The sequence below is a fragment of the Brevundimonas sp. 357 genome (assembly GCF_003938605.1).
GTDB lineage: Bacteria > Pseudomonadota > Alphaproteobacteria > Caulobacterales > Caulobacteraceae > Brevundimonas.
The window spans coordinates 260,071-272,708 of sequence record NZ_RHWX01000002.1 but is presented as its reverse complement, the minus strand read 5'-3'; the positions used below and the strand labels follow the sequence as shown (position 1 = coordinate 272,708).

13 protein-coding genes are annotated in these 12,638 nt (G+C 67.6%); 10 read left to right on the top strand and 3 right to left on the bottom strand.

Annotation, left to right across the window (positions count from 1 at the left end; genetic code table 11):
• Positions 1-64: 64 nt before the first annotated feature.
• The 5 genes from EGK63_RS03050 (at position 65) to EGK63_RS03030 (ending at position 4,323) form a co-directional block, all read left to right on the top strand.
• Positions 65-988: a bifunctional methylenetetrahydrofolate dehydrogenase/methenyltetrahydrofolate cyclohydrolase gene (locus tag EGK63_RS03050; RefSeq protein WP_125899854.1), complete on the top strand. Its 924-nt coding sequence runs from the start codon at positions 65-67 to the stop codon at positions 986-988.
• 247 nt (positions 989-1,235) lie between these two features.
• Complete coding sequence (locus EGK63_RS03045) at positions 1,236-1,928, top strand: LemA family protein (RefSeq protein ID WP_087139498.1); 693 nt, start codon at positions 1,236-1,238, stop codon at positions 1,926-1,928.
• Between the two features lie 7 nt (positions 1,929-1,935).
• A complete protein-coding gene (locus EGK63_RS03040; protein WP_125899853.1) occupies positions 1,936-2,802 on the top strand; it encodes a YgcG family protein in 867 nt (288 codons plus the stop codon).
• Complete coding sequence (locus tag EGK63_RS03035; protein WP_315027296.1) at positions 2,802-3,485, top strand: TPM domain-containing protein; 684 nt, start codon at positions 2,802-2,804, stop codon at positions 3,483-3,485. The genes EGK63_RS03040 and EGK63_RS03035 overlap by 1 nt, the downstream gene beginning before the upstream one ends.
• An 82-nt stretch (positions 3,486-3,567) precedes the next feature.
• Entirely contained in the window at positions 3,568-4,323 is a 756-nt protein-coding gene (locus EGK63_RS03030) for an endonuclease/exonuclease/phosphatase family protein (RefSeq protein WP_125899851.1), read from the top strand.
• On the opposite strand, the gene EGK63_RS03025 is transcribed toward EGK63_RS03030, so the two are convergent.
• Entirely contained in the window at positions 4,308-5,786 is a 1,479-nt protein-coding gene (locus tag EGK63_RS03025; RefSeq protein ID WP_125899850.1) for a phospholipase D-like domain-containing protein, read from the bottom strand. The genes EGK63_RS03030 and EGK63_RS03025 overlap by 16 nt on opposite strands.
• Positions 5,787-5,949: 163 nt before the next feature.
• Between EGK63_RS03025 and EGK63_RS03020 the strand changes: the two genes are divergently transcribed.
• From EGK63_RS03020 to EGK63_RS03010, 3 genes are all read left to right on the top strand, one after another.
• Positions 5,950-6,132, top strand: a complete 183-nt coding sequence (locus EGK63_RS03020; RefSeq protein WP_125899849.1) for a hypothetical protein — start codon at positions 5,950-5,952, stop codon at positions 6,130-6,132.
• Positions 6,133-6,277: 145 nt separating this feature from the next.
• Positions 6,278-8,863: a tipN gene (locus EGK63_RS03015; protein ID WP_125899848.1), complete on the top strand. Its 2,586-nt coding sequence runs from the start codon at positions 6,278-6,280 to the stop codon at positions 8,861-8,863.
• 96 nt (positions 8,864-8,959) lie between these two features.
• Positions 8,960-9,559 carry a hypothetical protein gene (locus tag EGK63_RS03010; RefSeq protein WP_125899920.1) on the top strand — a complete coding sequence of 200 codons (600 nt, stop codon included), beginning with the start codon at positions 8,960-8,962 and terminating at the stop codon, positions 9,557-9,559.
• Here EGK63_RS03010 and EGK63_RS03005 read toward each other — a convergent pair.
• Positions 9,545-10,714 carry an MFS transporter gene (locus tag EGK63_RS03005; protein WP_125899847.1) on the bottom strand — a complete coding sequence of 390 codons (1,170 nt, stop codon included), beginning with the start codon at positions 10,712-10,714 and terminating at the stop codon, positions 9,545-9,547. The genes EGK63_RS03010 and EGK63_RS03005 overlap by 15 nt on opposite strands.
• 47 nt (positions 10,715-10,761) lie before the next feature.
• Between EGK63_RS03005 and EGK63_RS03000 the strand changes: the two genes are divergently transcribed.
• Both EGK63_RS03000 and pip read left to right on the top strand, forming a co-directional pair.
• Positions 10,762-11,133, top strand: a complete 372-nt coding sequence (locus EGK63_RS03000; protein WP_125899846.1) for a DUF423 domain-containing protein — start codon at positions 10,762-10,764, stop codon at positions 11,131-11,133.
• A 24-nt stretch (positions 11,134-11,157) separates the two neighbouring features.
• The gene (gene pip, locus EGK63_RS02995) at positions 11,158-12,129 is read left to right on the top strand and encodes a prolyl aminopeptidase (protein ID WP_125899845.1); all 972 of its coding nucleotides are present in this window, start codon (positions 11,158-11,160) and stop codon (positions 12,127-12,129) included.
• A 21-nt stretch (positions 12,130-12,150) separates the two neighbouring features.
• Here pip and EGK63_RS02990 read toward each other — a convergent pair whose 3' ends face one another.
• Positions 12,151-12,627 carry a DUF6173 family protein gene (locus EGK63_RS02990; protein ID WP_125899844.1) on the bottom strand — a complete coding sequence of 159 codons (477 nt, stop codon included), beginning with the start codon at positions 12,625-12,627 and terminating at the stop codon, positions 12,151-12,153.
• Between the last annotated feature and the right edge of the window lie 11 nt (positions 12,628-12,638).

Below are 12,638 nucleotides of genomic sequence, written 5' to 3'. Positions count from 1 at the left end.
CGCCGAACCGCAGCGCCTGTAAATCGCGGCAACGCTTTCCAGTTCCCGGCAGATGGAGCCAATTATGGCTGTCGAACCCGCCCGCGCCTCGCTGATCGACGGCAAGGCCTTCTCCCAGACCCTGGTGGAGCGCGTCGCAGCGGCCGCCGCACGGCTGGAATCCGCCCACGGCGTCAAGCCCGGCCTGGCCGTCGTCATCGTCGGCGAAGACCCCGCCAGCCAGCTCTATGTCCGCAACAAGGGCGAGACGACGCTGAAGGCCGGGATGCGGTCCGACACCCACCGCCTGCCCGCTGAAACGACTCAAGCCGAGCTGCTGGCCCTGATCTCAGCGCTGAACGCCGACGCGGGCATCCACGGCGTTCTGGTGCAACTGCCGCTACCCAAGCACATCGATTCGGCCGCTGTGCTGGACGCCATCTCGCCGGACAAGGACGTGGACGGCTTCCACGTGGTCAACGCCGGACGCCTGGCCGTCGGCCTGCCGGGCATGATCCCCTGCACCCCGCTGGGCAGCCTGATGCTGCTGAAAGATCAACTGGGCGATCTTTCAGGCCTGAACGCCGTCATCGTCGGCCGCTCCAACATCGTCGGCAAGCCGATGGCGCAACTGCTGCTGGGCGAGAGCTGCACCGTCACCATCGCCCACTCGCGCACCCGCGACCTGCCCGCCCTGTGCCGCACGGCCGACATCCTGGTGGCCGCCGTCGGTCGCCCGGAGATGATCAAGGGCGACTGGATCAAGCCGGGCGCGACCGTCATCGACGTGGGCATCAACCGCGTTCCCTCGCGCGATCCGGCCAAGGCCGCCGAAGGCAAGACCCGCGTGGTCGGCGACGTGGACTTCAACGAGGCGGTCGAGGCCGCCGGTCGCATCACCCCCGTTCCCGGCGGCGTCGGCCCCATGACCATCGCCTGCCTGCTGGCCAACACCTACACCGCCGCCTGCCGCGCGGCGGGCGTCGAGCCGGAAGACCTGAACGGCTGACGGCGGCCGTTCCCCGCACCTTCATCCGTCATCCTCGGGCTTGTCCCGGGGATCCAGACACGCCGACGTATCAGGCCGCCCTGCTGCGCGCGAACGTCAGCCTTCGTGTTTATGGATTCCCGGGACAAGCCCGGGAATGACGAATTCCATGATTGACCGCATCAAATCCAGCCTTGAAGCGGAGCCTTTCGCGCCCGATAGTCTTTAGCGATCAGCGGTCATGAGGACCGCCCGCAGGAGCTTCTTCATGGCTGGTTTCTCGCCTCGCATCGCGGCCGTCGCCGCTGTCGTCGTCCTGGCCCCCGCCGTGGGCGCCTGCGGCTACAACACCATTCCGACCAAGCAGGAGCGCGCCGAGGCCGCCTGGGCCGACGTCCAGAGCCAGTATCAGCGCCGCGCCGACCTGGTGCCGAACTTGGTCGCCACCGTTCAGGGCGCGGCCATTCAGGAACGCACCACCCTGACCCAGGTGATCGAGGCCCGCGCCAAGGCCACCAGCGTCAACATCGACGCCTCCAACCTCGATAACGCCGCCGCCTTCCAGCAGTATCAGCAAGCGCAAGGCGAGCTTTCCAGCGCCCTGTCGCGGCTGCTGGTGACGGTCGAAGCCTACCCCCAGCTTCAGGCCAACCAGAACTTCCTGACCCTGCAATCGCAGCTGGAAGGCACCGAAAACCGCATTTCCGTGGCGCGCCGCGACTACAATGAGGCCGTGCGCGACTACAACACGACGCTGCGCACCTTCCCCAGCGTGATCTGGGCTAAGACGCTGCACGGGGGCTCCAAGCCCATGCAGTTGTTCACCGCCACGGCCGAGGCTCAATCCGCGCCAACGGTAAACTTCGACCTGGGCGCCCAGCCCGGCGGCGGCGCGCCCGCCCCCAGCGCCGCGCCGGGATCCACGCCGCCCGCGGCCGCGCCCGCCCCGGCGGCGCAGTAAGCCTGAAATGAACCCTTCCGCCCTCGCCCCGAGGGAAGGCGCGGCGCGGGGCCTGCTCCCCGCGCTGCTGCTGGGCCTCATCCTGTGGCTGGCCGCCCTGCCCGGCGTCAGCCTGGCCGCCGAGATCAAGTTTCCCGCTCTGACCGGCCGCGTGGTCGATGACGCCCAACTGTTGACGCCCGAACAGGAACAGGCCCTGACCGGCAAGCTGGCGACGCTGGAACAGCAGACCGGCGACCAGTTGGTCGTCGTCACCCTGCCCTCGCTTCAGGATCAGGAGATCGAGGACTTCGGCTATCAGCTGGGTCGTCACTGGGGCATCGGGCAAAAGGAAAACGACGGCGGCGCCCTGCTGATCGTCGCGCCGAACGAGCGCAAGGTGCGGATCGAGGTCGGCTATGGACTGGAGGGCGTGCTGACCGACGCCTATTCCTCGCTCATCATTCGCAACGACATCCTGCCGGCCTTCCGGCAGGGCGACTACGCCGCCGGCATCATCGCCGGGACCGATTCCATCATCACCCAGCTGACCGCCGACCCGGCCGAAGCCCAGGCGCGCGCCGAAGAGGCCAAGAGCGCAGCGACCGCGACGACCAAGCCGGTCCTGCCCGCCATCGTCATCCTGCTGGTGTTCGCCTTCATCTTCTTCAGCATGATCGGCGCGGCGGCGGGCGGCCGCAAGCGGCGCGGGCGCGGCGATGGCCTGTCGCCCATCCTGATCTGGGCCGCCAGCGAGGCTCTGCGCAACCGCGACGACGATGATCGCGGCGGCTGGGGCGGCGGTGGAGGCTGGGGCGGCGGCGGATTCGGAGGCGGTGGTTTCGGCGGAGGCGGCGGCGGCTTCGGCGGCGGCGGCGCCTCGGGGGGATGGTGATGCAGTTCACGAACGACGACCACGCAAGGGTGGCTCAGGCCATCGCCCAGGCCGAGGCGAACACCTCCGGCGAGATCTTCTGCGTCGTGGCCCGGCAGGTGTCGTCCTATCGCGACGTCAGTCTGGGCTGGGCGGCCGCTGCGGCCCTGTTGCTGCCGCTGGGCCTGATCCCGCTCGGCTTCAACGGCGACTGGCTGACCTTCGGCGGCGGTTGGGAGGCCGCCCACGCCCCCGCCGCCTCGGCCGAGATCGGGCGCGCCCTGACGGCCTATGGCCTGGTGCAGGCGGGCGTCTTCGTGGCCGTCTTCCTGCTGTCGCTGATCCCGGTGGTGCGGCGACTTCTGACACCCGCCGCCCTGCGCCGCACGCGCGTTCGCCGCGCCGCCATGCAGCAGTTCCTGGCGCACGGTCTGCACGTCACCGAGGCGCGCACCGGCGTCCTAATCTTCGCCGCCCTGGCCGATCATCAGGTCGAGGTCGTGGCCGACGAGGGCATCCACTCCTGCGTCAGCCCCGAAGTCTGGGCCGACGCCGTGGCCGCCCTGACCGGCGCGCTACGGCGTGACCAGCCGGTCGAGGGCTTCGAAAAGGCCATCGCCCTGTGCGGTCAGGTTCTGACGGAACGCTTTCCGCCCAAGCCCGCTGATGAAAACGAGATCCCCGACAAGCTGGTTGTCATCTAGTCCGGCTATCAGGATCGCTATCGGGGCCTCGCGACCGCCGCATTGAGGCGCGACAGTCGCTGCGATCGCAGGCAAGGAATTCATGCCGAGACTTCTGACCTACAACGTCCATCGCTGCGTCGGCGTCGACCGCAAGCTGGACGTGAACCGCATCGCCGACGTCATCGCCGAGCATGAGCCGGATGTCGTCTGCCTGCAGGAGCTGGACGTCGGCCGCGCCCGCACCGGCTGGGTCGATCAGGCTGACTCCATCGCCCAGCGCCTGGCCATGAGCGTGCAGTTCCATCCCGCCATGAAGGTCGAGGCCGAGCTTTACGGCGACGCCATCCTGACCCACCGGCCCGAGCGTCTGGTGCGCGCCGCCGCCCTGCCCACCTTGCCCGGCCTCAAGGGATTGGAGCCGCGCGGCGCCCTGTGGTCAGCGGTCGACTTCGACGGCGTGGTCGTCAACATCATGAACACCCACCTTGGCCTGGTCCCACGCGAGCAGCGGCTTCAGGTCGCGGCCCTGATCGGCCGGGACTGGCTGGGTGATCCGATGTGCGACGGGCCGACCATCCTGACCGGCGACTTCAACGCCACCTCCATCACCCGCCCCTACCAAGCCCTGACCCGGCGGCTGGACGACGCCCAGCGGCGGCTGGGACTGAAGCCCTCGATCAAGACCTTTCCGTCCACCTTCCCGGCCATTCGCATCGACCACTGCTTCGTCAGCCGCGAAATCCGCGTGACCGGCGCCCGCACGCCGTCATCGCCCCTGGCGCGAGCCGCTTCGGACCACCTGCCGCTGATCATCGACTTCGAAATCGATCAACCCAAGGGTCAACCCGGCGCCTGACCGCCCTCTGACCTGGGTCGGGTGCGATGCGAACGGTTCAGCCGCTTCCATGGCCGCCAGGCGTCGGTGGCCGATACCGGATCGCCGAACTGCCACTCGGCGAACATTCGCTCGACCCGCGTCGGCTCAGTCGCGCCCAGCGGCTTCATACGCTCATGGCCGAAGGTCTGGATCGCCTGACCGACTGAACCCAGCAAAGTCTCAGCCTCAGCAAAGGCGTCGCCGGACACGCCGATGAAATGGCCGAGAGAGTGACGGCGGAAACGCTGGATCACCTCGCGCTGTTCTTCCGTCTCAGCCTCAACCGAAACGTCGCACTCCGTATCCAGCCCCATCGAGCGATTGTTCAGGTTGCTGGACCCGATCCTCAGCAGCTTGTCGTCGACGATGGTCATCTTGGCGTGGACGATGATCCGCTCGCCCTCGTCCGTCACCGGATAGAAGGCGGTGAAACGATCATGCCGGTCCGCCTGTTCAAGCCGGTACAGAACCTCGGCCCGCGCCGTATCCATGGTCAGGCCGTCAAACCAGCTGGGGCTGCGGCCGGTCGAGACCAGCACCACCTCAGGCCCGTCCGGCTCGTCTAGCCGCGCAGCCAGCGCCGCCGCCAGCAGGGGCGAGGTGAAATACTGATTTTCCATATAGATCAGCGACCGCGCCCGCCGGATGGCCTCCAGGTGCAAGGCCTCGTTCTCGCGCACCTCGGGCCGGCCCCGCACCTGCGGTTCCGTGCGGGAGATGGCGACAGGGACGTTCTGCAAAGCCGGCTCCACGCCGTCGGGCCAGGCGTCGCCGCCGCGCGGCATGGCGACTTCCAGCACCTCGCCGGTGGCCCGCCTCCACCGCTCGCGCGCCAGTTCACCCAGAGCCTGCGCCGCCGGGCCGTCCATCACGCACATGACTTCGTGCCGGGGCGCAGGGATGACGCCCGTCGGCTCGCACCGACGCGGATCGCCCGAGAAATGCTCTTCGGTGTCCCAGCGGTCGGTCGAGATGTCGCCGCCGCCGCAGAAGGCGATCTGATTGTCGATCACCACCACCTTCTGATGGTGGCAGGCGCCCAGGATGCCCGGCCCATCCAGCCGGAACTCGACAATGCGCCGGCGGAACCAACGCTGAGCCCTGTGCGGATAGAAGCCTTGCGACGCCGCGATCAGCAGCGGCGAGCGCCAGATCAACAGGCGCACGTCCAAGTCGGGCTTGTGACGCACCAGAGCCTTCAACTGATGGCCGATCTCAGCCCGGCGGTCGGTCAGCGGCCCCTCAGGATTCAGACGCGTGCGTGGATCAAACTGCCAGCCCAGGATCAGGACCGACCGCTTCGCCTTGTGCAGGGCCGACGACAGGGCGTCGAAATAAGCCTTGTTCTCCATCAGAGGCGCGAGCCGATGCGCGGGCGCGGCGCGCCACACCCCGGGACCAGGTCCGATCAGACTGCCTTCATAGGAACGATCTGGCCGCATGAGCCTCCAATGACCGATTCGCGTGACGGCCTGATACTCGGCCCCTTGATGCAGATGTCGATCAGCACAGGATCGTTCCATTTCCGCATCACCAGGGTCAATGGCGACGCTTCATTACTTCGCCGCATTGTCGCCGGAACCGTGATCTGTCATATTGCGCCCCATGCAAGCTCTGATCGAAATGGTGATCGGCCTTATCGCCCTGCTCGCTGCGGTTGCTCTGTCGCAGTTCGGGGTCGATCTGAGCTCGCCCAAGAAGTCGGAACGCGAGATTCAGCGGGTCGAAAAAAAGTGCGCTGACGCGCCTTCGACGCACATCCACGTCAACGCCCCCGCCTCCTGCTGATCCACAACTTCCGTCCGGTGAAGCTGCGCCTTCGGCCCGGATAATGCGCTCTCCAGCCTTTTCGCCTTTCGATCCAGTCGTTAGGGTCGGTCCGCATGCGACCTCGCCCGCGTCTCCAGGCGACCAGTAATCGAGATCGACGCCCATGAAATCCAGCCATCGGCCGCCGCTCAATCTGACCGATCCCGAGCCCGCTTCTTCAAATGAGGCGCCCGTCCTCGCGCCCGAAGCAGACGACTTGCCCCATCCGGCAGAGTTGGAGACCTCGACCTCGCCGGAATCGGAGCGCGCCTCGGCACGCCCCATGTCCGAACGCCAGCGTCGTCGCCTGGCCGAGCAGCAAGCTATCGCCGAACAGCGCGCCGCCGAAGCAGAGAAGGCTGCGCGCACCTTGGCCATTCTCGGCGAGTCGGCCGACGCCCCTCCCGCCACGATCGAACAGGCGCCCCTGCCGGTCCCCGCCGATTCGCGCAGCAAGCCTGCAAAGGGCGGCGGCAATCACGCCTATCTGATCGCCGGCCTGGCTTCCGCCCTGTGGGTCGGCGGCCTCGCGTCCTGGTTCGCCTATGAGCTGGGCTCAGGCATGATGGAGATCGACCCACTTCGTCTGGCCGTTTACGCCCTGATCCTGCTGGCTCCGGTCGGGTTGTCGATCCTGTTGGCCCACGCCGTGCGCCAAGGCGCCGGTCTGGCCCAGGAAACCCGTCGTGCGCGAGACATGGCCGACGCCCTGGTCGGTCCGGCCGCCCTGGCCGCCAACGAAGCCGGCCAGGTGTTGACCACCCTTCGCGACGACATCAACCAGGCGGCCCAGGCGGCCGAACGCGCGCGCAACGACATGGCCCTGCTGCGCGAGGCCCTGGCCAAGGAAACGACCCTGCTGAATGAAGCGGCCGAACGCGCTGGCGGTACGGCGCGCAAGCTGACCGAGCAGATGTCCGTCGAACGCGAACAGATGCACGGCCTCAGCGGACGTCTGGAAGCCCAGACTTCGAACGTAGTCGAAACAGTCGAGCGCCAGTCGCGCATGGTCGCCGACGCCTCGGACCTGGCCCAGACCCAGTTACGCGAGGCTGAGGCCGCCCTGGCCGCCCGCGCCGCAGACCTGGCCGCCGCCGCCAATGAAGCACAGGACGCAGCGCGCGCCGCCGCCGACGACCTGGCTCGCCAGACCCTGCGGCTGGAGACGGCCGGCTCTGGTGTAGCCGAACAGATTCAATCAGTTGAGGAAGGCCTGGGCCAGCAACGCGCCGCCCTGGTCACCGCCGCCTACGCCCTGCGCACCGATCAGGAAGACTTCTCGGCCCAGATCGAGAGCCAGCGCGCCCAGTTGCTGGATCACCTGTCTCAAACCCGCTCCGCCGCTGACGACCTGACCCAACGGGGCGGCGATGCGGCCCAGGCGATCAAGGCCCAGGTCGAGGCCGTGGTCGATCAGTTCCAGGCCCTGGTCCAGATGTCGCAGCGCGAAGCCGATGGCTTCGACCACGCCACCAAACTGGCATTGGATCGGTTCGAGACCCTGTCCGCCGAATCCCGCGACCTGCTGGTCGAAGAGACGCGCCGTGCGCTGGCCGCTCTTCAGGCCACCGCCGACGATCAACGCATCGCCGCCGACGCCGCCATCGAACAGGCCCAGATCCGCGCCGACCGCCTCGGCCAATCCCTGTTCGACGCCGCTCAACAGGCGGACGCCGCCGCTGAAGCGCGCATCGACGGCGCTCGCCGCATCGTCAGCCAGACCGCCGAAATGGTCGATCTGACCGGCGAACGACTGATCGACAGTCTGCAGAACACGCTGGCCCGCGTGACCGAAGCCCTGTCTCAGGTCGAGCAGGCGGTATCCGACATGGACGAACGCGCCAGCCGCCTGCCCCAGGAAGCTCAGGCGCGCGTGGATTCTGTCCGCGCCGCCGTCGAGAACGGCCTGACGGCGCTCAACGCCGCCTCGCGCAAGGCGGCTGAGGACACCGAAGCCTTGGAGTCCGGCTTCCAGGAGCGCGTGCGACGCAACTACGACATGCTGACCGAGGCCGTGCGCCTGATGGGCGCCGTGTCCGGCGAAGGCGGCCTTTCGCGCCGCCGCCCCCAGGCTGCCGCTCAAGCCGCCGACAGCGCCACTCGCCCGCCCGTCGAACGCACACAAGACGGCCTGCGCGGCCGATTGCGTCCGCAGAACGCGCCCGCGAGCGAGATCGAAGCGATTCCCGTCGCGCCGACCGCGCGTCCGTCGCCCCCCCATGCGCCTGCGGCCCCGGCGACGCGCCACGACGCTCCCGCCGATCTGGACTGGAACGTCCCGGCCGGCCAAGACGGCGCATCTATGCCGGAAGACCCGCTGAACCTGTCCGCTCCCATCGCGTCGCCCGAACAGATCGACGCTCTGGCGGCTCGGATCACCGATGCTATCCGCCGCATGGGCGTGGATCCCAACGCCTTGTTGCCGCGTCCGCGTATCGAGGAAACGGCTCATGCTTTCGCCGCGCGTGACCCGTCTCGCGCACGCCAGATCGTGCGCCGCGTCGCCCCCGCCGCCGTGCGCAGCGTTTCGCGGCGCGTCCTAGGCGACGACGCCTTGCGCGCCGACGCCGAAGCCTACGTCCGCGCCTTCGCCCGTGGGCTGAGTCTTCAGGCCGATCGCGGCGACGCCCACGATATCCAGGCGCGCCTAGCGACCGACGAAGGCCGGGCCTTCATGCTGCTGGACGCCGCCATCGGCGATCTCAGCTGAGTCCCCGCTGCGGCTTGAGACTTGACCTCACGACGTTTTTACCCGCACGGTCGAGGGGCCCCGCGCCATCCCGACGTATAGGAGCCACGCCCCTTGGTGGACACGGATTCCAGCAACCGTCCTGATCGACGCCCTGTCATCGCCATCTGCGTCTGGAATCCCTCCTATCCGACCTGGGATTTAGTCGAGGACTTGTCAGGCGAGCCGTGGAGCCCTCCCGGCGCCCGCACTCAGCCGATTTCAGGCGACGCCGACGGCGAGGCCCTGGCCGAGCGCCTCATCGCCGCGCTGAAGGCCCGAAACTGCGGCGCCCTGCTGCTGATCGGCCGCACGATCCATTCCGGAGACTTCCGTCTTCAGATGCGCGCGGAAAACCGCCGCCTAGACGGTTCCGGCCGGCTGGATGAAACCGGGCCCGGCGTGGCGCGCGTCACCGCGCCGATCGCCGAAATGTCACGAGAATTGACCGCGGCAGGCCTGTCCGTTCTCGCCGCGTCCGACGCAGAAGACGACCAGGGCAGCTATATTCTGTATCGCGTCCTGGCCGATCTGCCAGACAGCCTGAACTCGCCCTCTATCGGCCTCCTGCGTATCCCCGACGAAGCGACGGAAGACGCCGTGCGGACCGCGATCAAGACCACCGCCTCGGCAATGGCGCGCCACCTCACCCCCTTGCCCCGTTCAAGCGCGGCCTGAGATCTTCAGCCGCCGCGCCACCACCACCCCCGTCACTCCGCCGACCAGCGCCAGCCCCGCCATGGCCAGGTAGGCGCGCGGGCCGAAAGCATCGTACAACGGTCCGCCAGCCAAGGTCGCCAGCCCGATCAGCACCCCCGCAGACAGCGCCGAACTTAACGTCTGAGCCGCCGTATGATTGTCGGGCGGGCACAGGCGCTCCACAATCTGCACCCCCGCCAGATAGGTGGCTGCGAACGTCAGGGCGTGCAAAGACTGCAACGGCCACAACAGCCACAGCGGCGGGGCGAAGGCCATTGCCGTCCAGCGCAACACGGCAGCGCCTGCGCCCAAGGCCAGGATGAACCACGGGCCGATTCCTCTCTTTCGGCGCCATGGCTCGACCACCCACATGAAGCCGATCTCGACCATGACGGAAAAGGCCCACAACAGGCCCGTCATGCTTTCGGCCACGCCCTGCGCCCGCCAGAGAATGGCGGAGAAACCATAATAGAAGGCGTGGGCCGCCTGTACTGCTCCCACGGCGAAGATGGCCGTCATGAACACGGGATCCGCCGCCAGCCGCCCCAACCCTCTAAAGCGCTCGAAACCGGACAATGGCCCGTCCTCGCCTACCCGCTCCGCCGGCAAAAACCGCCACGCCGTCACCGCGATCAGAAGCGAGGCCGAGACCGCCCAGACAATCACCACATCCGTCGATGTCCGCGTCAGCAGCACCCCCATGACGACGTTGGCGATAACGAAGGCCGCCGAGCCGCACCCGCGCGGGAGGGAGAAGGGAAAGCCTTCGCGTCGCGCGACTTTCAACGTCAGCACGTCGCTGAGCGGGATCAGAGCCGCCGCCGCCGACGCTCCGATCAGCCAGAAGACAGCCCAGGGGATGATCCCCTGAACCAGCCCCGCCCCGCCATAGCCGGCAGCCATGGCCAACCCCAGCAGGGCGATCGGCGAGCGCCGATGCGTGAAGCCGTCGGCCCAGACGGCGATCAGCGGCCCAGTCAGCGCCCGCGCCAGCATGGGAATCGCCAGCAACACGCCGATCTGCGTCCCGCTCAGCCCCTGACTTCGGAACCACAAGCCCGCGAACGGAAGCGTCACCCCGCTGGCGCCGAACAGCAGAACGTATTGCAGGGCCATGCGCGGGGCGGACGTCATGGCGCGCCATAGCAGACTTCCCTTGATTTGTGGTCTAGACATAAACCATGAGTCCCGACCGCAACCTTCTCGTCTTCGCCGGGTTCAACGGCGCCATGGCCGTAGCGCTGGGCGCCTTTGCGGCTCACGGCGCTGCACCTGCCGTCAAAACCCTGCTGACCACAGGCGGCCAGTATCAGATGGTCCATGCGGCCTTGGCTGTGGCGCTGGCGCTATGGAACAACGGAGGACGCTTGGCCCGACTGGCGGGATGGCTGGCCAGCGGCGGCGGCTTGGTCTTCTGCCTGGCCCTGGCCATGATCGGCCTGTTGAGCCTTCCCGCAATGGGAGCCATCGCCCCAATCGGCGGAGTCATGATGATCGCGGCCTGGTGCCTGATCGTCGCCGCCGCTCTCAAGCCCTCCCCGACGAACGTTTGATCTTCAGCTGAACAGGGTCCACGCATGTTTTCCGTGAACGACACGCTCCGCCGCGACCTCTACCCCGAGATCGAAGCCTACGCCTCGGGCTGGATGCAGACCGACAGCGTCCACGAGATCTACTACGAGGAAAGCGGCAATCCACACGGCGTGCCGGTCATCGTCGTGCACGGCGGCCCCGGCGGGGCGGTCAATCCGGGGATGCGGCGCTATTTCGATCCGGCCAAGTACCGCATCGTCATGTTCGACCAGCGCGGCTGCGGCCTGTCGCGGCCGAACGCCTCGCTTGAGAACAACACCACCTGGGATTTGGTCGCCGATATCGAGCGCTTGCGCGAAATGCTGGGCATCGACAAATGGGTGGTGTTCGGGGGGTCGTGGGGTTCGACCCTGTCGATGACCTACGCCATCAAGCATCCGGATCGATGCCTGGCCCTGCTGCTGCGCGGCATCTTCCTGCTGACGAAGAAGGAGTTGCACTGGTTCTATCAGGACGGCGCCTCGATGATCTTCCCTGACGCTTGGGAGCGCTTCCTGGCGCCCATCCCCGAGGCCGAGCGTGGCGACCTGATGGCCGCCTACTACAAGCGCCTGACCGGCGACGACGTGGAGGAACGCAACCGCTGCGCCGTGGCCTGGGCGACCTGGGAGGGCGAGACCGTCAGCATCCAGGGCCCGTCAGGCAAGCCGGACAAGTTCGCCGATCCCGACTTCGCCGTGGCCTTCGCCCGGATCGAGAACTGGTACTTCACCAACGGCGGCTTCTTCGACAGCGAGCACTGGATCCTCGAGAACATCGAGACCATCCGCCACATCCCCTGCTGGATCGCGCAAGGCCGCTTTGACGTGGTGACGCCGATCTCGGGCGCCTGGTCCCTGCACCGCGCCTGGCCCGAGGCCAAGCTGGACATCATCGGCGACGCCGGCCACGCTTCCAGCGAGCCCGGCATCATCGACAGCCTGATCCGCGCCACCGACTGGGCGGCGACGCTCTAGGCGTCACAGCGCGTTCAGGCGCTATTTCGGGTTGGTCTTCTCGACCATCTCGCTGAGCTGGAAGCCGATACGGCGCGCCTCACGCTCCTCCGGCTTCTTCATGGCGCTGAGCACCACATTGATCTGGCTGTAGTGCTGGATCAGGCGCACCGGCTTGCCGTCAGCGTTGCGGCCGAAGAACATGATCAGGTCCGGGCCCCAGAAGCCCACGTCCATGATTTGCATGGCCCCATCGCCCGGCAGGCCGACCACGCGCGCGCCGATCTCTTCGTCCTTGTCGAGGTTGGCCTCGAACTCCTCGATCAGCTTGGACAGGCGCACGAAGGCCCACTCGGCCGGGTTGTCGCGCATCCGCAGGCCCTCGGCCTGGACCGCCGCCTCATTCCTCGGATCCGCCAGAACGGGTTGCGGACAGGGCGTGTCGCCGCAGTCGGAGAACATGGCCGGATCGGCCTTTGGGATGTCGGCGGCTTCGGTTTCGGGCGTCTGAACAGTCATGACGACAGCCT

Coding starts and splice junctions, on each gene's coding strand:
- EGK63_RS03035 (WP_315027296.1), top strand. CDS start 2,802: ATGCAGTTCACGAACGACGACCACGCAAGGGTGGCTCAGGCCATCGCC.
- EGK63_RS03050 (WP_125899854.1), top strand. CDS start 65: ATGGCTGTCGAACCCGCCCGCGCCTCGCTGATCGACGGCAAGGCCTTC.
- EGK63_RS03020 (WP_125899849.1), top strand. CDS start 5,950: ATGCAAGCTCTGATCGAAATGGTGATCGGCCTTATCGCCCTGCTCGCT.
- EGK63_RS03000 (WP_125899846.1), top strand. CDS start 10,762: ATGAGTCCCGACCGCAACCTTCTCGTCTTCGCCGGGTTCAACGGCGCC.
- EGK63_RS02990 (WP_125899844.1), bottom strand. CDS start 12,627: ATGACTGTTCAGACGCCCGAAACCGAAGCCGCCGACATCCCAAAGGCC.
- EGK63_RS03045 (WP_087139498.1), top strand. CDS start 1,236: ATGGCTGGTTTCTCGCCTCGCATCGCGGCCGTCGCCGCTGTCGTCGTC.
- EGK63_RS03030 (WP_125899851.1), top strand. CDS start 3,568: ATGCCGAGACTTCTGACCTACAACGTCCATCGCTGCGTCGGCGTCGAC.
- pip (WP_125899845.1), top strand. CDS start 11,158: ATGTTTTCCGTGAACGACACGCTCCGCCGCGACCTCTACCCCGAGATC.
- EGK63_RS03005 (WP_125899847.1), bottom strand. CDS start 10,714: ATGACGTCCGCCCCGCGCATGGCCCTGCAATACGTTCTGCTGTTCGGC.
- EGK63_RS03015 (WP_125899848.1), top strand. CDS start 6,278: ATGAAATCCAGCCATCGGCCGCCGCTCAATCTGACCGATCCCGAGCCC.
- EGK63_RS03040 (WP_125899853.1), top strand. CDS start 1,936: ATGAACCCTTCCGCCCTCGCCCCGAGGGAAGGCGCGGCGCGGGGCCTG.
- EGK63_RS03025 (WP_125899850.1), bottom strand. CDS start 5,786: ATGCGGCCAGATCGTTCCTATGAAGGCAGTCTGATCGGACCTGGTCCC.